General features: G+C 71.9%; 21 protein-coding genes. 14 read left to right on the top strand and 7 right to left on the bottom strand.

Features of this window, described 5'->3' with window-relative positions:
• Positions 1-38: 38 nt before the first annotated feature.
• Entirely contained in the window at positions 39-752 is a 714-nt protein-coding gene (locus AC0NZQ_RS00820) for a class I SAM-dependent methyltransferase (RefSeq protein WP_474529380.1), read from the bottom strand.
• Between the two features lie 136 nt (positions 753-888).
• Here AC0NZQ_RS00820 and AC0NZQ_RS00815 point away from each other — a divergent pair, with 136 nt between their 5' ends.
• The gene (locus AC0NZQ_RS00815; RefSeq protein WP_474527713.1) at positions 889-1,881 is read left to right on the top strand and encodes a UDP-N-acetylmuramate dehydrogenase; all 993 of its coding nucleotides are present in this window, start codon (positions 889-891) and stop codon (positions 1,879-1,881) included.
• On the opposite strand, the gene AC0NZQ_RS00810 is transcribed toward AC0NZQ_RS00815, so the two are convergent.
• Entirely contained in the window at positions 1,878-2,639 is a 762-nt protein-coding gene (locus tag AC0NZQ_RS00810) for an SDR family NAD(P)-dependent oxidoreductase (protein WP_474527712.1), read from the bottom strand. The genes AC0NZQ_RS00815 and AC0NZQ_RS00810 overlap by 4 nt on opposite strands.
• Before the next feature lie 86 nt (positions 2,640-2,725).
• Between AC0NZQ_RS00810 and mshA the strand changes: the two genes are divergently transcribed.
• The 5 genes from mshA to AC0NZQ_RS00785 all read left to right on the top strand — a co-directional run bounded on the left by mshA (position 2,726) and on the right by AC0NZQ_RS00785 (position 7,781).
• On the top strand, positions 2,726-3,997 hold the full coding sequence (mshA, locus tag AC0NZQ_RS00805) for a D-inositol-3-phosphate glycosyltransferase (protein ID WP_474527711.1): 1,272 nt from the start codon (positions 2,726-2,728) through the stop codon (positions 3,995-3,997).
• Positions 3,994-4,500 (top strand): type III secretion system chaperone family protein, encoded by a 507-nt coding sequence (locus AC0NZQ_RS00800; RefSeq protein WP_474527710.1) that lies wholly within the window; start codon positions 3,994-3,996, stop codon positions 4,498-4,500. Before mshA ends, AC0NZQ_RS00800 begins: the two co-directional genes overlap by 4 nt.
• 91 nt (positions 4,501-4,591) lie before the next feature.
• A complete protein-coding gene (locus tag AC0NZQ_RS00795) occupies positions 4,592-6,421 on the top strand; it encodes an MFS transporter (RefSeq protein WP_474527709.1) in 1,830 nt (609 codons plus the stop codon).
• The gene (locus AC0NZQ_RS00790; RefSeq protein WP_474527708.1) at positions 6,418-7,008 is read left to right on the top strand and encodes a TetR/AcrR family transcriptional regulator; all 591 of its coding nucleotides are present in this window, start codon (positions 6,418-6,420) and stop codon (positions 7,006-7,008) included. The genes AC0NZQ_RS00795 and AC0NZQ_RS00790 overlap by 4 nt, the downstream gene beginning before the upstream one ends.
• A 20-nt stretch (positions 7,009-7,028) precedes the next feature.
• Positions 7,029-7,781 carry a phosphoglyceromutase gene (locus tag AC0NZQ_RS00785; RefSeq protein ID WP_474527707.1) on the top strand — a complete coding sequence of 251 codons (753 nt, stop codon included), beginning with the start codon at positions 7,029-7,031 and terminating at the stop codon, positions 7,779-7,781.
• 61 nt (positions 7,782-7,842) lie between these two features.
• On the opposite strand, the gene phoU is transcribed toward AC0NZQ_RS00785, so the two are convergent.
• Complete coding sequence (gene phoU / locus AC0NZQ_RS00780) at positions 7,843-8,529, bottom strand: phosphate signaling complex protein PhoU (RefSeq protein ID WP_474527706.1); 687 nt, start codon at positions 8,527-8,529, stop codon at positions 7,843-7,845.
• 143 nt (positions 8,530-8,672) lie between these two features.
• On the opposite strand from phoU, the gene AC0NZQ_RS00775 reads away from it, so the two are divergent.
• Together AC0NZQ_RS00775 and AC0NZQ_RS00770 are read left to right on the top strand one after the other, a co-directional pair.
• Positions 8,673-9,944 carry a sensor histidine kinase gene (locus AC0NZQ_RS00775; protein WP_474527705.1) on the top strand — a complete coding sequence of 424 codons (1,272 nt, stop codon included), beginning with the start codon at positions 8,673-8,675 and terminating at the stop codon, positions 9,942-9,944.
• Positions 9,945-9,972: 28 nt separating this feature from the next.
• The gene (locus AC0NZQ_RS00770) at positions 9,973-10,653 is read left to right on the top strand and encodes a response regulator (RefSeq protein WP_474527704.1); all 681 of its coding nucleotides are present in this window, start codon (positions 9,973-9,975) and stop codon (positions 10,651-10,653) included.
• 162 nt (positions 10,654-10,815) lie between these two features.
• Here the strand turns inward: AC0NZQ_RS00770 and AC0NZQ_RS00765 are convergent, their stop codons facing one another.
• Positions 10,816-11,637, bottom strand: coding sequence for a DUF3109 family protein (locus tag AC0NZQ_RS00765; protein ID WP_474527703.1), 822 nt, complete (start codon positions 11,635-11,637; stop codon positions 10,816-10,818).
• Positions 11,638-11,715: 78 nt separating this feature from the next.
• Between AC0NZQ_RS00765 and AC0NZQ_RS00760 the strand changes: the two genes are divergently transcribed.
• The 6 genes from AC0NZQ_RS00760 to AC0NZQ_RS00735 all read left to right on the top strand — a co-directional run bounded on the left by AC0NZQ_RS00760 (position 11,716) and on the right by AC0NZQ_RS00735 (position 16,240).
• Positions 11,716-12,648, top strand: coding sequence for a Ppx/GppA family phosphatase (locus AC0NZQ_RS00760; protein WP_474527702.1), 933 nt, complete (start codon positions 11,716-11,718; stop codon positions 12,646-12,648).
• A gap of 54 nt (positions 12,649-12,702) precedes the next feature.
• Positions 12,703-13,524 carry a pyrroline-5-carboxylate reductase gene (gene proC, locus AC0NZQ_RS00755; protein ID WP_474527701.1) on the top strand — a complete coding sequence of 274 codons (822 nt, stop codon included), beginning with the start codon at positions 12,703-12,705 and terminating at the stop codon, positions 13,522-13,524.
• 202 nt (positions 13,525-13,726) lie between these two features.
• Positions 13,727-13,984 (top strand): helix-turn-helix domain-containing protein, encoded by a 258-nt coding sequence (locus tag AC0NZQ_RS00750; RefSeq protein ID WP_474527700.1) that lies wholly within the window; start codon positions 13,727-13,729, stop codon positions 13,982-13,984.
• A 94-nt stretch (positions 13,985-14,078) separates the two neighbouring features.
• Positions 14,079-14,177, top strand: coding sequence for a 30S ribosomal protein bS22 (locus AC0NZQ_RS00745; RefSeq protein ID WP_018654693.1), 99 nt, complete (start codon positions 14,079-14,081; stop codon positions 14,175-14,177).
• A 64-nt stretch (positions 14,178-14,241) separates the two neighbouring features.
• Positions 14,242-15,225: an NAD-dependent epimerase/dehydratase family protein gene (locus tag AC0NZQ_RS00740; protein ID WP_474527699.1), complete on the top strand. Its 984-nt coding sequence runs from the start codon at positions 14,242-14,244 to the stop codon at positions 15,223-15,225.
• A gap of 1 nt (position 15,226) precedes the next feature.
• On the top strand, positions 15,227-16,240 hold the full coding sequence (locus tag AC0NZQ_RS00735) for a lysophospholipid acyltransferase family protein (RefSeq protein WP_474529379.1): 1,014 nt from the start codon (positions 15,227-15,229) through the stop codon (positions 16,238-16,240).
• 8 nt (positions 16,241-16,248) lie between these two features.
• Here AC0NZQ_RS00735 and AC0NZQ_RS00730 read toward each other — a convergent pair whose 3' ends face one another.
• From AC0NZQ_RS00730 to AC0NZQ_RS00720, 3 genes are all read right to left on the bottom strand, one after another.
• Positions 16,249-17,175: an HAD family hydrolase gene (locus AC0NZQ_RS00730; protein ID WP_474529377.1), complete on the bottom strand. Its 927-nt coding sequence runs from the start codon at positions 17,173-17,175 to the stop codon at positions 16,249-16,251.
• Between the two features lie 152 nt (positions 17,176-17,327).
• Positions 17,328-18,602 carry a DUF5667 domain-containing protein gene (locus AC0NZQ_RS00725; protein ID WP_474527698.1) on the bottom strand — a complete coding sequence of 425 codons (1,275 nt, stop codon included), beginning with the start codon at positions 18,600-18,602 and terminating at the stop codon, positions 17,328-17,330.
• A gap of 162 nt (positions 18,603-18,764) precedes the next feature.
• The gene (locus AC0NZQ_RS00720) at positions 18,765-19,643 is read right to left on the bottom strand and encodes a sigma-70 family RNA polymerase sigma factor (RefSeq protein ID WP_474527696.1); all 879 of its coding nucleotides are present in this window, start codon (positions 19,641-19,643) and stop codon (positions 18,765-18,767) included.
• Between the last annotated feature and the right edge of the window lie 234 nt (positions 19,644-19,877).

Below are 19,877 nucleotides of genomic sequence, written 5' to 3'. Positions count from 1 at the left end.
ACTGCCTTTCGTCGGTGGTCTCGAACCGGCCCAGCGTCTCAGAGGGGTGCGACGGCGCTCCAGGGCAGGCCCAGCTCGCCGTAGCGTGCGCGGCCGACGTCCACCGGCCAGCCGGCCTCCCGCAGGCCGTCGCAGGCGGCGATCCAGCGCTGCCGCGAGCCGAAGGTGGACAGCGGCGCCGCGACGTCCCACGCCCGGTCGAAGTCGCGCAGCAGCGAGTGGATCGGCTCGCCGGGGACGTTGTGATGGATCAGCGACTTCGGCAGGCGTTCGGCCAGGTCGGACGGCCGCTCGATGCTGTCCACGCGACAGGCGAAGGTCACCGTCCGCGGACCGTCGGCGTCGAGCAACACCCAGCAGCCGCGCCGGCCGATCTCGTCGCAGGTGCCCTCCACCAGCAGTCCGCCCGGCCCCAGCCCGGAGCGCATCGTCTCCCACGCCGCCAGAGCGGCGGGCTCGTCGTACTGCCGCAGCACGTTCGCGGCGCGGACCAGGGCGGGCCGGTGACCGGCGAGCTCGAAACCCCCGCGCGCGAAGGAGAGCCGCGGCGGGTCGGCGGCATCGTTGGCCGCGGCCACCCGGACGGGATCGATCTCCAGGCCCAGGACGCGGACGTCGGTGCGCACCGTCGCCAACCGGCCGGCGAGCTCCACCGCCGTCACCGGGGTGGCCCCGTAGCCGAGGTCCACGACCAGCGGGTCGGCGGCCGAGCGGAGGGCGCCGCCGAGGGCAGCGACGATCCAGTTGTCCATCCGTCGCAGCCGGTTCGGGTTGGTGGTGCCACGCGTCGGCAGTCCCAGCGCCCGGGCGCGGCCGGCCGCCAACCGGGGCTTCCGGCGGCGTGGTTGCTGCGGCTCGCCCACCTGCGCAACGGTAGCGTCGCCTGACGTGGACCTCGCCGACCTCACCACGCTGCGCCTCGGCGGCCCCGCCGGCCGCGTCGTCGAGGCGACGAGCACCGAGCTGCTGGTCGACACCGTCCGGCGCGCCGATGACGCGGGCGAGCCGGTGCTCGTCGTAGGCGGTGGGAGCAACCTCGTCCCGGGCGACGACGGCTGGCCCGGTGTCGTCGTCCTGGTGCGGACCGGTGAGATCGCTACCGACGGTGACCTCGTCACCGTCGACGCCGGTGTCCGGTGGGACGACCTGGTGCAGCGGACCATCGCCGACGGCCGCGGCGGCCTCGCCCCGATGTCCGGTGTCCCCGGCCTCACCGGCGCCACCCCGGTGCAGAACGTCGGCGCCTACGGCAGCGAGGTCGCCGACACCATCGCCGGACTCCGCGTCCTCGATCGCGAGACCGGCAGCGTCGAGCAGTGGAGTCCGCAGCTTTGCGCCTTCGGCTTCCGCACCAGCGCCTTCAAGCACACCGACCGCTACGTCGTGCTGGCCGTGACCTTCGCCCTGCCCCGGACCGACGAGGTCCCGGTGCGCTACCTGGAGCTCGCGCGCCGGCTCGGCGTCGAGCCCGGTGCCACCGCGCCGGCGGCGGCGGTCCGGGAGACGGTGCTGGAGCTGCGGCGCAGCAAGGGCATGGTCCTGGACGGCGACGACCACGACACCTGGAGCGTGGGCTCCTTCTTCGTCAACCCGTTCGTGGCGCCCGATGCCGTGCCCGAGGGGTGCCCGAACTGGGAGGTCGACGGCGCGGTCAAGCTCTCGGCCGCGTGGCTGATCGAGAACGCCGGCTTCGGCAAGGGCTTCGACGCGGGCCTGCCCCACGTCTCGGTCTCGACCAAGCACACGCTGGCGCTGACCAATCGCGGTGGCGCCACCACCGCCGAGCTGCTCGACCTCGCCCGCGTCATCCGTGCCGGTGTCGAAGAGCGTTTCGGGGTGCGGCTGCGCCCCGAGGCCCACCTGGTGGGCGTGGACTTCTAGCCGGGGATCGGGCCGCGGAAGACCTTGTGCGGCGCCGCCTGCGCGATCGGCTTGACCACCAGCAGGTCGATGTTCACGTGCGCGGGCCGGGTGGCCACGAAGGCGATGCAGTCGGCGACGTCGTCGGCCGAGAGCGGCGACTCGACGCCTGCGTAGACCTTGTCGGCGGCGGCTTGGTCGCCGCGCAGCCGGACCAGCGAGAACTCCTCGGTGTGGACCATGCCGGGGGCGACCTCCGTCACCCGCACCGGCCGGCCGTTGAGCTCGAGGCGCAGCGTCTCCACCAGCGCGGCCGCGCCGTGCTTGGCCGCGGTGTAGCCGCCGCCGCCCTCGTAGACGAGGTGACCGGCGATGGAGCCGGTGACGATGACGTGCCCGCCCGTCCCGGCCGTCAACGCCGGCAGCAGCGCCTGGGTCACCTGCAGCGTGCCGATGACGTTGGTCTCGTACATCCGGCGCCAGTCCTCGGGATCGCCGTCGGCCACCGTCTCGGTGCCGATCGCCCCGCCGGCGTTGTTGACCAGCAGAGCGATGTCGGGCAGGTCGGCGGCCAGCGCGGCCACCGACTCGGGGGAGGTGACGTCGAGCGTCACCGGGCGCAAACCCGGCACCTCGGCCGCCAGCGCGTCCAGCCGGTCCCGCCGTCGGGCGGCGGCCACCACCTCGAACCCCTCGTGGGCGAGGCGGCGCGCGGTGGCCGCGCCGATCCCGCTGCTGGCACCGGTGACGACCGCGACCCCGCGTGAGACAGACGACATGAGGACTGATTGTGCGCCGCCGGGCATGAAAGATTGCGGACGGTTGTTTCGCGGAGACGTGTGCCGCAGTCGCGTGAGGAGTCAGCATGGGCGCAGGGCCCGACGACGTGATCCGGCGCGTCGCCATGCTCAGCGTTCACACCTCGCCGCTGGACCCACCCGGCGGCGGTGACGCCGGCGGCATGAACGTCTACATCGTCGAGACGGCCAAGCGCCTCGCCGCCGCGGACGTCGAGGTCGAGATCTTCACACGCGCCACCTCCAGCGACGACCCGCCGGTCGTCGAGATGTGTCCCGGTGTCCACGTCCGGCACGTCAGCGCCGGTCCCTTCGAGGGGCTGGCAAAGGACGACCTGCCGGCCCAGCTCTGCGCCTTCACCGCCGGCGTGCTGCGGGCGGAGGTCCGGCACGACCCCGGCTGGTACGACGTCATCCACTCCCACTACTGGCTCTCCGGACAGGTGGGCTGGCTGGCGCGGGAGCGGTGGGGCGTCCCGCTGGTGCACTCGTCCCACACGCTGGCCAAGGTCAAGAACGAGCTGCTCGCCGCCGGTGACGCTCCGGAGCCGCGAGCCCGAGTGATCGGCGAGGAGCAGGTGGTGGCGGAGGCCGACCGGCTCGTGGCCTCCACCGTGGGCGAGGCCGACGAGCTGATCCGGCTCTATGGCGCCGACCCGCGACGGGTCCGCACGATCTCGCCCGGCGTCGACCTGGACGCCTTCACTCCCGGCGACGGGGCGGCGGCCCGAGCCCGGCTCGGACTGCGGCCGGAGGCGGCCGTCCTGCTCTTCGTGGGACGCATCCAACCGCTGAAGGCGCCGGACGTGCTCGTCCGCGCCGCCGGGCTGCTGCACGCGGACCCCGCGCTGCGCGGCCGGCTGCAGGTCGTGGTGCTCGGCGCGCCGAGCGGCTCGGGTCTGGTGCACCCCACCGCGCTGGCCGAGCTGCGCGACGAGCTGGGACTCCGGGACGTCGTCGTCTTCCGGCCGCCGGCCGCCCGCGATGTCGTCGCGGACTACTACCGGGCCGCCGACGTCACCGTCGTGCCGAGCTACAACGAGTCCTTCGGACTGGTGGCCCTGGAGTCGCAGTCCTGCGGCACGCCCGTGGTCGCCGCGGCGGTGGGGGGCCTGCCCACCGCGGTCGCCGACGGTGTTTCGGGGCTGCTGGTCGACGGGCACGATCCTGCCCAGTGGGCCAAGGTGCTAGCCGATCTGCTCCACGACGACGTGACGCTGTCCCGGCTGGTGGCGGGCGCCCGGCCCCACGCCGAGCGCTTCTCCTGGCGACAGACCGCCGCCGGGCTGATGACCGCCTACCGCGAAGCCAAGACCGAACTGGAGGCCGTCCGGGCATGACCGCGACCGACAACCCGACCGAGACCGCGAAGGCCGCGATCGAGCAGGCGCTGGCCGAGCTGGAGCTGGAATGGCAGCGGGTCGACGCCGACGGGTACGCGGTGGCCCTCCCCGGCGAGAAGCGGCTCAAGACTGCCTGCATCCTCACCGTCGGCGCGCACGCGCTGTCGATCGAGGCCTTCGTCCTGCGCAAGCCGGAGGAGAATCGCGAGCAGGTCTACTCGTGGCTGCTGCAGCGCAACACCCGCATGTTCGGCGTCGCCTGGGCCATCGACGGCATGGGCGACATCTACCTCACCGGCCGGCTGCCGCTGGCCGCCGTCACGCCCGACGAGGTCGACCGCATCTTCGGCAGCGTCCTGGAGAACGCCGACGGCGCCTTCAACATCCTGCTCGAGATCGGCTTCGGCTCCTCGATCAAGCGGGAATGGGCCTGGCGGGTCAAGAACGACCAGCCGCTGACCAACCTGCAGGCCTTCGCCGCCTTCGCCCAGCGCGACTGACGAGACGTCACTCACTTACGAAACGCTTGCGTAGCGCTTATGTCCGTGGTCGACTGAATAACGCTACGACTGCGTATCGGAAGGCTTGATCATGACGAAGACCGTCAGCACGGCTCCACCACCGGCAGCGGATGCCGAGGCCGTGCACAACAGGCGCTGGGCCATCCTCGGCGTGCTGGTGCTCTGCCTGCTCGTCGTGATCCTGGACAACACGATCCTCAACGTCGCGCTGCGCACCATCCAGGCCGACCTGGATGCCTCCCAGACGGAGATGCAGTGGGCGGTCGACAGCTACGCGCTGGTCTTCGCCGGCCTGCTCATCACCTGGGGCGTGCTCGGCGACCGCATCGGGCGCAAGAAGGTGCTGCTCATCGGGCTCGCCGTCTTCGGCGCGATGTCGGCACTCTGCTCGTTCAGCGGGTCGTCCACCGAGCTCATCATCTTCCGGGCCCTCATGGGCATCGGGGCGGCCGCGGTGCAGCCGCAGACGCTGTCGATCATCCAGAACGTCTTCGAGCCGTACGAGCGTCCGAAGGCCATCGGCATCTGGGCCGGCGCCTCCGGCATCGCCATCGCGCTCGGCCCGATCACCGGCGGGCTGCTGCTGAAGTACTTCTGGTGGGGCTCGATCTTCCTGGTCAACGTCCCCATCGTGATCGTGGCGCTCGTGCTGATCTTCTGGCTGGTGCCCGAGTCGAAGGACCCCCGGCCCGGCAAGCTCGACCCCGCCGGTGTGCTGCTCTCCATCGTGGCGCTGGTGGTGCTCGTCTACGGCGTCATCCAGGGCGGCAACACCAACGAGTGGCTGCGCTGGGACACCGCCGGCGCGATCGTCCTCGGCCTCGTCCTGCTCGCGGTCTTCGTCTGGACGCAGCAGCGGAGCACGCACCCGACCATCGACGTCTCGCTCTTCAAGAACCGCGCCTTCAGCGCCGGGTCGCTCGCCGTCGCCACCGCCTTCTTCGCGCTGCAGGGGGCGACCTTCTACCTCGCCTACTACCTGCAGGCCATCCGCGGCTACACCCCGCTCGCGGCGGGCGTCTGCCTGATTGCGGTGGCCGCGGCCGTCATGATCGCCGCACCCACCTCGGCGCGGCTGTCGGCCCGCTTCGGTCCCGCGGCGGTCGCCGGCTCGGGGCTGCTCATCCTCGGCCTGGTGCTGGCCGGCTACGGCTTCGTCACGGCCACCGTGGCGATCCCGCTCGTGCTGGTGCTGCTCGCCGGAACCGGTCTCGGCATGGGGCTGACGATGTCCCCGGCAACGAACGCGATCATGAACGCCGTCCCGCGGGAGAAGGCCGGCGCAGGCTCCGCCGTGAACAACACCGTCCGGCAGACGGCCGGCGCGCTCGGCGTCGCCATCCTCGGCTCGATCCTCGCCGTGTCGTTCCGGGCGCACCTGGGCGCCGACACCCCGCGGGAGCTGGCGCAGCAGCTGGACCGGCCCGCCGCCGTCGTGTCGCAGCTGCCGGCGCAACTGCGGGTGGCGCCGCTGGTCCACGGCGACACCAGCCAGTCCATCGGCGATGCGCTGCCCTTCGCCGAACAGGTCGAGGCCACGCTGAAGGCGCGGGCCAAGGCCGCGGGCGCGGAGCTGACCCCGCAGCAGCGGGCAGCGGCCGCCCGCGAGGCCCGGACCGCGCTGGAGGGTTTCGTCGGCGAGGCTCGCGGCTCGTTCATCTCGGCCATGAACCTCACCTCGCTCATCGGCGGCGCCTTCGCGATCCTCGGCGCGCTGGTGGCCTGGCGCTTCCTGCCCAACCGGCGCCAGTTCGCCGAGCTGCACCGCGCCGCCCCGGTGGCGAGCGCGGAGCCGCCGACGCCCAAGCACCTGGACACCGACGCCCAGCCGGTGGCCGAGCACGCCGCGCACGTGGCGCAGCACGCCGACCACGGACCGCAGCACGCCGCCCGGCCGTGAGCGTCTCGACCGAGCCCGGTCGGCGCGGGCGGCCCCGCGACGAGACGATCGACGCCGGGATCCGCCGGGCAGCCCTGGCCGAGCTGGAGGACCGCGGCTTCGTCGCGGTGACCATGGAGGGTGTGGCGCAGCGAGCCGGAATCGCCAAGACGACCCTGTACCGGCGCTGGAACAACACCACCGACCTCTGCGTCGACGCGATGCAGAGCCTCTTCATCGCGCCGGAGCCACCGCCCGACGGGCCGGGGGTGGACCAGGTCCGCTGGCTCATCCAGCGCGCCCGCCGGACCTGGAGCAACGACCGCTACGCCGCGATCATGCGGCGTATCGCCGCTGACGGCAGCCACAACCCCGAGCTCTACGAGGCCGCCCGCGACCGGCTCGTCGGCCCGTCCATCGAGCTGATGACGGCGGCGCTGCGGCGGTGCGTGGACGAGGGGGCGATCCGGCCGGACGTCGATCTGAACCTGGCGCGCCGGATGATGACCTCACCGATCATCGCGGCGGCGTTCACGCTCCGGCCGCCGCTGTCGGCCGCCGAGACCGACCAGGTGATCGACACGGTGCTGCGGGGGCTCGCTCCCTGATCCGGCGCCCCGCTGGCAGGATGGCCGGCATGGCCACCCTTGTGCTGCTGCGTCACGGCGAGAGCGACTGGAACCGCAAGAACCTCTTCACCGGCTGGGTGGACGTCGACCTCACCGACAAGGGCGAGGCCGAGGGCAGGCGTGGTGGCCAGCTGCTGACCGAGGCCGGACTGCTGCCCGACGTCGTCCACACGTCGCTGCTGCGGCGGGCGATCCGCACCGCGCAGCTCTCCCTGGACGCCTGCGACCGGCACTGGATCCCGGTGCGGCGGTCCTGGCGCCTCAACGAGCGGCACTACGGCGCGCTGCAGGGCAAGGACAAGACGCAGGTCCGCGACGAGTTCGGCGAGGAGCAGTTCATGCTCTGGCGCCGGTCCTACGACACCCCGCCGCCGGAGCTCGCCGACGACGACCAGTACAGCCAGGCCGGCGACCCCCGCTACGCCGACCTGCTCGAGACCCTGCCGCGCACCGAGTGCCTGCAGGACGTGGTGGGGCGGATGCTGCCGTACTGGTACGACGCGATCGTCCCGGACCTGCGCCGCGGCGGCGTCGTCTTGGTGGCCGCGCACGGCAACTCGCTGCGGGCGCTCATCAAGCACCTGGACGGCATGGGCGACGAGGAGGTCGTCTCCCTCAATGTGCCGACCGGCATCCCGCTGCACTACGACCTGGACGACACCACGCTGCGCCCCACCGGCCCCGGCACCTATCTGGACCCGGAGGCCGCCAAGGCCGCCATCGAGGCCGTGGCGAACCAGGGCAAGAAGTAGCCGCCCCGCTCGATCGGGGAGCGCTGGTCCCGCTCAGCGGGATCATCACTCCCGGATCGCGTCAGCTGAGGCCGGCGATGCCGCCCATCCCGTTGGCCACGGCCGGGCCGGGACGCTGGCCGGTGACGATGAAGATGGTCCGGCGGGCCACAGCGACGGCGTGGTCGGCGTAGCGCTCGTAGTACCGGCCCAGCAGGGTCATGTCGATGGCGGCCTCGGTGCCGTGGGCCCACCGCGGCGAGAGCACCAGCGTGAAGAGCTTGCGGCGGAGGGCGTCCATCGAGTCGTCCTCGGCCTCGATGGCCTTGGCGAGCTCCACGTCGCGGCCTTCCACGACGTCGGCGACCTTGGTGACGAGCGAGGTCGCGACATCGCCCATCTGCTTGATGACGTCGCGCGCCTCCTCCGGGACGGCCAGCTCCGGGAAGCGCAGCCGCGCGATCTTGGCGACGTGCAGGGCCAGGTCACCCATGCGCTCGAGGTCTGCGGTGAGGTGGAGGGTCGTGATGAGGGTCCGCAGGTCGGTGGCCACCGGCTGCTGCCGGGCGATGATCTGGAACGAACGGTCCTCCAGGTCGACGCGCAGCGCGTCGACCTGGGTGTCGGCCTCGATGACGCGCTCGGCGCGGGCCAGGTCACCGTCCAGCAGCGCCTCGGTGGCGTCCTGGACCGCGACGGCCACGAGACGAATCATCTCGGCGACGCCGGCACCGATCTCGTCCATCTCGTCACGGAAGACGTCACGCATGCCGTGCACTCTCCGTGACCGCGTCGACCGCGTGATGCAACCGCGCTGAACGAACAGCGTCGTCGGGGTGAACAGAAGGTGTCGGCATGGTCGCCTCTCCGGGCCTGACGGGCCCTCTGGCTCCGTCGCCGTACCATCGTCGTGTGCCTGTCCTGGCGACCGTGGTCGCGCTCGTGGCACTCGCCGTCGGCGTGGTGCTGGGTCTGGTCGTCGCTGCGTCGCGACAGCGACGGGAAGCCTACGCGGCCGATCCCGCCGACGCATCCGACGCTGCCGCCGCAGCTGCCGACGACGACAAGCCCGATGGTCGGCTGGCTTCATTGGTGGTCGAGGCCCTGGACCACGGTGTCGTGGTGCTCGATCGCGAGGAGCGTGCCGTCCTGGTCAATCCGGCCGCGCGCCGGATGGGCGTGCTGGACGTCGACACCCTCGCCTTCCCCGGTCTCGTCGCCGTCGCCCGGACCTCGCTGGAGACCGGCCAGAATCGCTCGGCGACCATCGACCTGCCCATCGGCCGGCTCGGTCGCGAACCCATCTCGCTGGCCGTGAACGCCGTGCCGCTGCTGCCGGGGCCCGACGAGCGGGTCGCCGCCGTCTGCCTGCTGCTGGCCGACATGTCCGAGATGCGGCGTCTGGAGAGTGTCCGCCGGGACTTCGTGGCCAATGTCTCGCACGAGCTCAAGACGCCGGTCGGCGCTCTCACGCTGCTGGCCGAGGCCATCCAGGACGCCGCCGACGACCCCGAGGCGGTGCACCGCTTCGCCGGCCGCATCCAGCACGAGGGGGCGCGCCTGGCCAAGCTCGTCGGGGAGCTGATGGAGCTCTCCCGCGTCCAGGGCGCCGACCCGATGCCCGGCGCGACGGAGGTGAATGTCGAGGACATCGTCGCCAAGGCCATCGAGCACACCCGGCTCGCCGCCGAGCAGGCGCACATCACGGTGACCGCCTCGTGCGCGCCGGGGCTGAAGGTGCGGGGCAACGAGTCGCAGCTGGGGACGGCCGTGAGCAACCTGGTCGACAACGCCATCGCCTACAGCGGCAGCGGCACCAAGGTCGCCGTGACGGCGCGGCTCAGCACCGACATCGATGCCCGGCCCACCGTCGACATCGCGGTCACCGACCAGGGCATCGGCATCGCCGAGGCCGACCGGGACCGGATCTTCGAACGCTTCTACCGCGTGGACCCGGCCCGGAGCCGCGCCACCGGCGGCACCGGCCTCGGTCTGGCCATCGTGAAGAACATCGTCACGAACCACCTGGGCACGGTCTCCGTCTGGAGCGCGGACCGCTCTGGATCTACATTCACCATCCGTCTACCGCGCGTTCATTCGGATCGTCCATCGTCGGCCACGTCCGACGGTGAGGGGCCGGCGCAGTCCGCGCCGGGCGCAGCGAAGGCACCAGTGCAGCGGTGAGCACCGCCGAGATTGAGGAGAACCGCGCATGACGCGAGTCCTGGTCGTCGAGGACGAGGAATCGTTCTCCGACGCGCTGTCCTACATGCTGCGGCGTGAGGGCTACGAGGTCGAGGTGGCCGGCACCGGCCACGACGCGTTGCAGACCTTCGAGCGCAGCGGCGCCGACCTGGTGCTGCTCGACCTGATGCTGCCGGGGTTGTCAGGTACCGAGGTCTGCCGCGAGCTGCGCAACCGCTCGCACGTGCCGATCATCATGGTCACCGCGCGCGACTCCGAGGTCGACAAGGTCGTGGGCCTCGAGCTCGGCGCCGACGACTATGTCACCAAGCCGTTCTCGTCCCGCGAGCTCGTGGCGCGCATCCGCGCCGTACTGCGCCGCGGTGCCGAGCCCGAGGAGCTGCTGCTCAACGTCGTCGAGGCCGGCCCGGTCCGGATGGACGTCGAGCGTCACGTGGTCACCGTGGACGGCCAGCAGGTGGCCCTGCCGCTGAAGGAGTTCGACCTGCTCGAGCTGCTGCTGCGCAACGCCGGCCGGGTGCTGACCCGCGGCCAGCTCATCGACCGGGTCTGGGGCGCCGACTACGTCGGTGACACCAAGACCCTGGACGTCCACGTCAAGCGACTCCGCGCCAAGATCGAACCTGACCCGGCGACGCCGAAGTACCTCGTCACCGTCCGCGGCCTGGGCTACAAGTTCGAGAGCTGACTTGATTCGCTGATCTGATCCGCTGATCTGATCCGCCGATCTGATCCGCCGTAGGCGGATCTTGTCTGACCCGCTCGCTCCGCTCGGGGCCATCCGGCCATCCGCGCGCACATTCGCCTCGCTCCGCTCGGCGTCGCGCCGGCGGGCTCTTCGCGCGAGCGCTCATCGCGTGGGTGGTTGCGTCCCGGCTTTCGCTGTCGCGGGGTGGACGGCGACGAGGCCGAGCTCGAGGCGCTTGGCGCAGAGCCGGGCCAGTTCGTCGTAGGCGTCGCGGCCGATGAGGGCGATGAGCTCGGGTCCGTAGGAGAGGTACATCGGCTCGCCGCCGACGTGGGCCTCGGGTGACGAGGTGCAGTACCAGTCCAGGTCGTGGCCGCCCTCGCCCCAGCCGCGGCGGTCGAACTCGGCGAGGGTCGAGCACAGGATGCGGGTCTCGTCCGGCCGGTCGATCCACTCCTGCTCCCGCCGGACCGGCAGCTGCCAGCAGACCTCGGGCTTGGTCTCGAGCGGGTTGAGCCCCAGTTCGAGGGCCAGGCCGTGCAGCGCGCAGCCGATGCCGCCGGGATGCCCGTCGCGGTTGGCGAAGATGCAGGCGCCGTCGACGGTGCGAGTCTTGCTGCGGCCCTCGGGATCGTCGGTGACCTTCTCGGTGAAGTCCAGCTTCCGCACCCCACGCTTGGTGGTGCGATGCCCCTCGTCGAAGAGCTGCCAGTGCGCCGGCGTGAGCTGCTCGGCGAACCTCGTCGTTCGTTTGAGGTCGTCCTTGTCGGTGAAGTACGCCCCGTGGTTGCAGCATCCGGTGCTGGCCTGACCGGTGACGGTGCCGTGGCAACCCCGGCCGAAGATGCAGGTCCACCGCGACGTCAGCCAGGTGAGGTCGGCGCGGATCAGGTGCTCGGGATCGGCGGGGTCGAATAACTCGATCCATTCGCGGGGGAAGTCGAGCGACGTCTCGGGCACCGGGGCCGGGCTGCGCGTGGGCACGGCCCGAGCGTACGGCGACGGTGATCGCCCGGCGGCGCGGGACACCGCGCCGACACGCGCAGGCGATACCCTGCGCGCGTGCGACTCGGCGTGCTCGACGTGGGCTCCAACACCGTCCATCTGTTGGTGGTGGACGCGCACCGGGGTGCGCAGCCGACGCCGCAGCTCTCGCAGAAGTCGGAGCTGCGGCTCGCCGAGCACATCGACCGCGACGGGGACCTGAGCAAGCACGGCGCCGACACCCTCGTGAAGGCTGCCATCAACGCGCGGGACGAGGCCGACGAGCTCGGCTGCGACGAACTACTCGCCTTCGCCACCTCCGCCGTCCGCGACGCCGGAAATAGCGCACGAGTGCTCAAACGAGTGGCGAAGGAGGCCGGCGTCGCGCTCAGCGTGCTCTCCGGCGAGGACGAGGCACGGCTGACCTTCCTCGCCGTGCGTCGCTGGTTCGGCTGGAGCGCCGGCAACCTCGTCAGCCTGGACATCGGCGGCGGGTCGCTGGAGCTCGCCGCGGGCCGGCACGAGGACGCCGACGCGGCCTTCTCCGTCCCGCTCGGGGCGGCGCGGCTGACCCGCGAGTGGTTCTGCAACGACCCCGCCAGCAAGAGCGAGGTGGCGGCGCTGCAGGCCTACGTCGCCGACACGCTGCGCTCGCCGGCGCGCCGGCTGCTGGCGACGGGGCTGCCGGACCGGGTGGTGGCGACGAGCAAGACCTTCCGCACGCTGGCGCGGCTCGCCGGCGCCGCCCCCAGCTCGGCCGGGCCCCGGGTCCGCCGCACGCTCACCCGCACCGGCCTCACCCAGGTGACGTCCTTCATCTCCCGGATGGCGTCGGCCGACCTGGCCGAGCTGGACGGCGTCAGCGTCGGCCGGGCGCACCAGGTGCTCGCCGGTGCCGTCGTCGCCGGCGCCGCGATGGACGCGCTCGGCGTCGACGAACTCGAACTCTGCCCCTGGGCGCTCCGAGAAGGTGTCATCCTGCGCCGCCTGGACTGGATCGACGGTGGCTGACCGCAACGCCACCGGTGGCGCCGCGTGCGCGGTGAGCGTCCTAATCTGACGGTCATGACTGGCGCGACCGGAACCGACGACCGACCCCGCGTGGCGATCCTGGGCGGCGGCAAGATGGGCGAGGCGCTGCTGGCGGGGCTGATGTCCGGCGGGCATCCCGCGGCCCGCCTCGTGGTGAGCGAGCGCTACGCCGAGCGGGCCGCGCAGCTGCGGGAGCGCTACGGCATCACCACCGCCGAACCCGCGGCCGCGGTGGCCGAGGCGGATCTCGTCGTCCTGGCGACCAAGCCGCAGGACCTCGGCTCGCTGCTGGCCGATATCTCGTCCGCCGTGGCCGAACAGCTGGTGGTCTCCGTCGCCGCCGGGGCCACAGCGGAACGGATCGAGTCGGGACTGCCCGAGGGTGTCCCGGTGGTGCGCTGCATGCCGAACACCCCGGCTCTGGTGGGCGAGGGCATCACGGCGATCGCGGCGGGCAGCCACGCCACCGATGAGCATCTGGACCGCGCCGAACAGGTGCTCTCGGCGGTCGGCCGGGTGGTGCGGGTACCCGAGTCGCAGCTGGACGCCGTCACGGCGGTCTCCGGCTCCGGTCCCGCCTACTTCTTCCTGGTCGTCGAGGCGCTCATCGACGCCGGGGTGTCGATCGGCCTGCCGCGACCGCTCGCGAGCGAACTGGTCGTCCAGACCGCGCTCGGTGCAGCGACCATGCTGCGGGACTCGGGCGAGCACCCCGTGCTGCTGCGCGAGGCGGTGAGCAGCCCCGGCGGGACCACCGTCGCCGGAACCGGAGAACTGGAGGCTCACGGCCTGCGCGCTGCCCTCGCGGCGGCGGTCCGGGCAGCCGCCGACCGCAGTCGTGAGCTGGGTCGGTAGCCGCCGCCTTCCCCCTGAACGGGGTGCCGGGGTGGCGAATCGGCACGAAACCCCGCCGATAGCACCCTCGAGTGGGGATTTACCTGCTGCTCAGGTATCGCATAGGCCCCACGAGTACCGCTAGTCTCTCAGGTAGCACGTGCGTGTCCCGTGGCCGGTGGGGAAGCCGGCACCCGACACGTGCCGAAAGTATCGGTGAGCAATGAGCTCGAAGAAGCCTGCCCAGAAGAGCGACGAGTCGAAGGAGCCGACCGGGATACGTCCCGTCGACCCCGCGCTTGCCGATGTCAAGTTCCTGACCGTGGCCGAGGTCGCCGCCGTCATGCGTGTCTCCAAGATGACCGTGTATCGGATGGTCCACGGCGGCGAACTGCCCGCCGTCCGGGTCGGTCGCTCCTTCCGCGTGCCCGAGAAAGCCGTCCACGACTACCTGCGCGACGCCTTCATCGAAGCGGGTTAGCTAAACTTCACCGAGCAGGTGCTCGGCAACAGCGATCTCGCACGGACTCGCTGGGTCGTGACGACAACAGCGCAGTCCCGAGAGGCGGCACAGCATGGGTTCGGTCATCAAGAAGCGGCGCAAGCGGATGGCGAAGAAGAAGCACCGCAAGCTGCTGAAGAAGACGCGCATTCAGCGTCGAAACAAGAAGTAGCGCTCTCCGGCGCCCGCACCGCTGCGGGCATTCGCGCACGTCCGCAGGGAAGTAGCTCGCGCCCGTGTCGACCGTCGTGCTCATCGCCGGTGTCAGCCGATTCCTCGGCAGCCGGCTGGCTGCCGTGCTCGCGGCCGACCCCACGGTGGAGCGGGTCATCGGCATCGATGCTGTCCCGCCGACGCCGTCCCAGCGACAGCTGCTGGGGCGGACCGAGTTCGTCCGGGCAGACATCCGCAACCCGCTGCTGAGCACGGTGGTCGCACAGGCACGCGTGACCACCGTGGTCCATGCCGCGCTGCTCTCCTCGCCGCGGGCGGCCGGCGGTCGGGTGCCGATGCAGGAGCACAACGTCATCGGCACGATGCAGCTGCTGGCGGCCTGTCAGAAGTCGGAGACCATCACGCGGGTGGTCGTGAAGTCCAGCGCCGCGGTCTACGGCTGCGGTCCGGGCTCGCCGGCGGTGATCACCGAGCAGATGCAGCCGATGCGGGGCCCGAGGAGCGGCTTCGCCAAGGACGTCGTCGAGGTGGAGAGCTACCTGCGCGGCTTCGCCCGGCGCCGCACCGATGTCGCGGTGACGGTGCTGCGTCTGGCCAACCTGATCGGGGCCGAGGTCGACTCCCCGCTGACCCGCTACCTGACGATGCCCGTCGTGCCGACCCCCCTCGGCTACGACCCCCGGCTGCAACCGGTCCACGACAGCGACGCCGTCGAGGTGCTGCGGCTGGCCGCGCTGGGCGCGCCGGCCGGGACCTACAACGTCGCCGCCGACGGCGTGCTGACGCTGTCGCAGATCGTCCGCCGTGCCCGCCGGCTGGCGGTCCCGGTACCGGCCGCCCTCATGACGGCCGTCGGTGACCTGGTGCGCAACACCGGCGTCGCCGAGTTCAGCTCCGAGGAGGCGCGCTACCTCACCTACGGCCGGGTGCTGGAGACGACCGCGTTGCAGGAGCGCTTCGGCTACCGGCCTCGCGTCACCACGGCGCAGGCTGTGGCCGACCTCGTCGCCGGCCGGCGCCGCAGCGAGCACGCCGTGAGTGCCTGACATGGACGGCGCGCGGATCATCCAGCTCTACGGGGAGGCCGGTCGGCCGTTGGCCCGGGCACGCCGTCTCGCCGCCCGCAGCGTCGGCCGGACCGACCACCTGGACGAGACGGCGACAGCCGCTGAGCCCGCGCCGGTCGTCCCGCTCGGTACGACCCTGCCGCTGGCGCAGCCAGCTGCCCGTCCCGGTGGTGCCGAGCTGGTCGACTTCCTGCGGCGCCGCCTGCGCGGCGACTACGACGTCGACGAGTTCGGCTTCGACGCCGACCTGACCAGGCACGGTCTGCTGCCGCTGCTGGGGCTGCTGTACGACCATTGGTTCCGGGTCGAGGTCAACGGCATCGAGCATCTGCCGTCGTCCGGACCGGCGTTGCTGGTGGCGAACCACGCCGGTGGCCTGTGGCCGCTGGACGCGCTGATGACGGCGACCGCGGTGCACACCGAGCATCCGGCCGGCCGCTTCCTGCGCATCCTCGGCGCCGACCTGGTCTTCCGCGTGCCGGTCGTCGGTCAGCTGGCCCGCAAGGGCGGCACCACAGTCGCCTGCGCCGCCGACGCCGATCGGCTGCTGGCCAAGGGCGAGCTCGTCGGGGTGTGGCCCGAGGGATTCAAGGGCATCGGCAAGCCCTTCGGGGAGCGGTACCGGCTGCAGCGCTTCGGACGGGGCGGCTTCGTCCGTTCCGCGATGGCGGTCGGGGCGCCGATCATCCCGGTCTCCATCATCGGCTCCGAGGAGATCCACCCGGTCCTCGGCAACGCCCGCACCCTCGCGCGGATGCTGGACCTGCCGTACTTCCCGCTGACGCCCACCTTCCCGTGGCTGGGGCCGCTCGGCGCCGTCCCGCTGCCCAGCAAGTGGTACCTGGAGTTCGGTGCGCCCATCGAGACCTCGGACTTCGGGTCCGAGGCCGCGGACGACCCGGCCACCGTCTTCGAGCTCACCGACCGGGTGCGCGAGACGATCCAGCACTCGCTCTACCGCTTGCTGGTCCAGCGCCGCTCGGTCTGGCGCTGACGAAGGGGTCAGCCCCGCCCGAGCAGCCGTACGGCCCGCCGCGCCGCGTCCTCGCCGAGCCGCTGCCAGGCCGGACGGGTGTCCCGCCGAGCCCGCCAGACGGAGACACCCGCCGCGATACCGCCGCCGGCTGCGCCGAGTCCGATGGCGGCGGGGATGCCGATCCGAGCCGCCTTGCGACCGGTGCGGAAATCGCGGATCTCCCAGCCCCGACGCTTCGCCTCGGCCCGCAGCGCGGTGTCGGGGTTGACCGCGACCGGCCGCCCCACCAGCGACAGCATGGGCAGGTCGTTGATGGAGTCCGAGTAGGCCGAGCAGCGCGTCAGGTCCAGATCCTCGCTCGCGGCCAGTCCCCGCACCGCGGCGGCCTTGGCCTCGCCGTGCAGGACCTCGCCGACGAGATGCCCGGTGTAGACCCCGTCCGCGGACTCGGCGACGGTGCCGAGGGCCCCGGTGAGCCCGAGGCGGTCGGCGATGATGCTGGCCAGCTCGACCGGCGTGGCGGTGACCAGCCACACCCGCTGCCCGGCGTCGAGGTGCATCCGCGCCAGCGCCTCCGAGCCGCGCCAGATCTTGTCCGACATCTCCTCGTCGTAGATCTCCTCGCCGAGCGCGACGATCTCGGCAACGCTCTTGCCGGCGACGAAGGCCAGGGCCGATTCGCGGGACGAGTGCATGTCGCTGCTCGACTCACCACGCAACCGCAGCCTCGCCTGACGCGCGGTGAAGCGGGCCAGATCCCGCCACGAGAAGAAGTCCCGGGCAGCCAGACCGCGGGCGAAGTGGTAGATCGACGCCCCGATCATGATCGTGTTGTCCACGTCGAAGAAGGCGGCGGCCCGCGGGTCGGCGGGAGCGTTCAGCCCCGGCTCGGCGATGGTGCCGATGACGCCGAACGGGCGCCCGTCGCCCGCGGTCCGGACCTCGGCCGTCACGACATCGTCGGTGCCGTCGTCGGTGGGCTCCTCGTCGGCGCTGCCGTAATCCCTCGCCGCCACGGCCCCAGCCTAGTCGGGGCGCCGCTGTGCGACCGCCGAGGCCGAGCCGCTACCCGGCCCGCTGTCGGCAGCTTCTCAGGGAGCGTCGTTCAGCTGGACTTGGACGGGCAGAGCCTGATGCCGAGCAGGTTCACCTTGCACAGGTCCAGGCTCGGACCGGTGGTGGTGGCGCGGGTCGGCAGCGGCAGGCTGGGCAGTGGCAGTCTCGGACGCGTGGTCGTCGTCGACGCGGGCGGCTGCGACTGGCGCGGCCGGTTCTGCCCCGAGGAGACGCTGCCCCCGGAGTTCGGATCGGTGCTCCGGGTGCGCTTCGGCGACCCGGTGGACGGCGCGGCGGGCGTCGTCCCGGACGAGCGGGTCGGCGTCGGGACGGGCACCGGACCGAAGGCGTCGGTGGGGGCGTCACGCAGGCACTTGCAGTCGACCTTCTGGGCCAGGGCCGAGGCGCGGTGCGAGGCCTGCTTCAGCAGCGTCACCGAGCGGCTCGTGGAGCTCGCCACCGGCGAGGTCGCGGGGACTGCCGCCCGCAGCTCGCCGAGACTCTGCAGCTGGCTCGGCGCCCAGCGGGTGAGCCGATCCAGCGGGCGCGGCGACGAGCTGTCGACGGCCACGCCGCCGAGCAGCCGGGAGGCGGTCTGGGTGTCGCCGTCGGCAGACGTCAACGCGTCGGAGACCTGGTGGGCGGTCGAGGAGGAGAGCTGACCACCGGCCAGCGGACCACGGCCCGAGGCCGATGCGGAGGCTCGGGACACGAGTTCGCGGGCCTCCTTGACCCTGATCGTGGCGAACTCGAGGTACTTCTGGGCGCGTTCGGTGTCGTTGTCGGCGAAGGAGAGCTCGACCCGCTCGCTGGCCCGCTTGAGGCCGTAGAGGGTGTCGCCGGGCACCGCGTTGCGGCTCAGGTACACCGCACCGCCGAGCACCAGGGCCAGCACCGTGACCAGCGAGGCGGCGACCGCCAGCGGCCGTGCGAGCGGAATGCCGCGCAGGATGCCGCCGAGGCCCCGGCGAGGAGTGCGCTCGTCGCGTTTCGGTGACGTCGTGGTTGCGGCGGCCGCTGTCGGACGAGGACGAGGTGACGGGCGAGGACGGTCCAGGACGGAGACGCCCCGCGCGGCGGTAGCGACACCGGCGGCGGGCTCGGCGGCGGTGGCGCTCTCGGCGACGATGCGCGGCGTGATCGCCACGAGCTGGGCTCGCAGCTCGGCGCGGAACTCCGGCCGCGGCGTCGCGAGCGTGGCCTGCTGACGGGCCAGCTCACCCAGCTGCTCCATCAGGCCGGCGATCGCGGGGTCGCTGGAGGACGCCGGGTCCTCGAGTCGACCTCCGCGTTGCCCGCGCCACGTCCGATGCTCGTCAGCCATCGGTTCCTACTTCCGCTTCCGAACGCGATCGCTCGCGTCCGCCACCCAGTGCCGCGTCGATTCCGCTGCCATGACCATCTGTCATGAAGTCCAACGACGGGGTGACCCCAGCGTTACTGTGGGGAACCGACAAATTCCGGCCCGGAGTCTGGTGGCTGCCGGTCATCGCAGCTCACCACCGACGAGGTCGGCCAGCTTGCGGACGGCACGGTGCTGCAGCGCCTTGATGGCGCCGTCGTTCTTGCCCATGATGGCGGCGGTCTCGCTGACCGACAGTCCCTGGATGAAGCGCAGCATGATGCATTCGCGCTGCTCGTCGCCGAGCTGGTCGATGGCCTGCATGAGCCGCTCGGACTGCAGTGTCTCGAGCACCGCGGCCTCGGTGCTGCGCTCGTACTCGCGGGTCTCGATGGTGTCGGCGGTCGTGGTCTCGAGCCGGTTGCGGGCGGACTTCACGTGGTCGAGCACGATGTTGCGCGCGATGGTGACGAACCAGGCCCCGATGTCGCGACCCTGGTACGAGATCGACCCGATCCGGCGCAGCGCCCGCAGGAAGGTCTCGCTGGTGAAGTCCTCGGCCAAGGCACGGTCGTTCACGCGGTAGTAGATGAAGCGGAAGACCAGGTCGACGTAGCGGTCGTAGAGAACGCCGAAGGCCTCGCCGTCGCCGGTCTGCGCGCGCTGCACCAGCTGCCAGGTCTCGACGTGGTCGGCGTCCATCTCGGCGTGCGGTTCGGTGGTGTCGCCGTCGGGGTCCGCGGGGTCGTCGGAGGGCCCGGTGCCGTCCTCGCCGGCCGGTGTGGGAACGACCTCCAGCGGTCGCGGCGAGGGACCGCGACGGGAGGGCGGCGACTCGACGCTGTGCTGCACCCGGTCCCAGCGGTCCGGCCGGGAGTTGCCGGACGTCCCGGCAAGGGCGAAAGCCGGCCGCGTACCCAGACCCGAGAGGACGTCGTTGATCAGGGCGGCGAGGGCCTGCAGGCCCGTTGCCGATCGGGCATGGCCGGAGACGGTGAGGCCGTGCGTGCGCCTACCCGGCATCGCTGACCTCTCGTCGCGGGTGTCGGTGCTCCGGTCATGGCACCGGTGTAAAAACTGCGCTAACTGTAACGACCTGTCGGTGAATGCGACACCCCCGAGGCCGGGCAATCGGCGGGCCGTTGGTCCCGAATTGCCGCAGTTCATGTGGGTGTTGCCAGAGATGGAGCACATCCCCCGGGTCCAGCTTGCCTGCTGCGGCGCGAAGCGCAAGGGCGCTCGTCACCGATCTGCGCC

It is taken from the genome of Jatrophihabitans sp. sgz311053 (assembly GCF_056135305.1).
Note: the sequence above shows the minus strand (reverse complement) of the source record. Positions and strands in the feature narration are given on the sequence as shown.

Coding starts and splice junctions, on each gene's coding strand:
- AC0NZQ_RS00820 (WP_474529380.1), bottom strand. CDS start 752: ATGGACAACTGGATCGTCGCTGCCCTCGGCGGCGCCCTCCGCTCGGCC.
- AC0NZQ_RS00810 (WP_474527712.1), bottom strand. CDS start 2,639: ATGTCGTCTGTCTCACGCGGGGTCGCGGTCGTCACCGGTGCCAGCAGC.
- mshA (WP_474527711.1), top strand. CDS start 2,726: ATGGGCGCAGGGCCCGACGACGTGATCCGGCGCGTCGCCATGCTCAGC.
- AC0NZQ_RS00800 (WP_474527710.1), top strand. CDS start 3,994: ATGACCGCGACCGACAACCCGACCGAGACCGCGAAGGCCGCGATCGAG.
- AC0NZQ_RS00795 (WP_474527709.1), top strand. CDS start 4,592: ATGACGAAGACCGTCAGCACGGCTCCACCACCGGCAGCGGATGCCGAG.
- AC0NZQ_RS00785 (WP_474527707.1), top strand. CDS start 7,029: ATGGCCGGCATGGCCACCCTTGTGCTGCTGCGTCACGGCGAGAGCGAC.
- phoU (WP_474527706.1), bottom strand. CDS start 8,529: ATGCGTGACGTCTTCCGTGACGAGATGGACGAGATCGGTGCCGGCGTC.
- AC0NZQ_RS00770 (WP_474527704.1), top strand. CDS start 9,973: ATGACGCGAGTCCTGGTCGTCGAGGACGAGGAATCGTTCTCCGACGCG.
- proC (WP_474527701.1), top strand. CDS start 12,703: ATGACTGGCGCGACCGGAACCGACGACCGACCCCGCGTGGCGATCCTG.
- AC0NZQ_RS00750 (WP_474527700.1), top strand. CDS start 13,727: ATGAGCTCGAAGAAGCCTGCCCAGAAGAGCGACGAGTCGAAGGAGCCG.
- AC0NZQ_RS00745 (WP_018654693.1), top strand. CDS start 14,079: ATGGGTTCGGTCATCAAGAAGCGGCGCAAGCGGATGGCGAAGAAGAAG.
- AC0NZQ_RS00735 (WP_474529379.1), top strand. CDS start 15,227: ATGGACGGCGCGCGGATCATCCAGCTCTACGGGGAGGCCGGTCGGCCG.
- AC0NZQ_RS00725 (WP_474527698.1), bottom strand. CDS start 18,602: ATGGCTGACGAGCATCGGACGTGGCGCGGGCAACGCGGAGGTCGACTC.
- AC0NZQ_RS00720 (WP_474527696.1), bottom strand. CDS start 19,643: ATGCCGGGTAGGCGCACGCACGGCCTCACCGTCTCCGGCCATGCCCGA.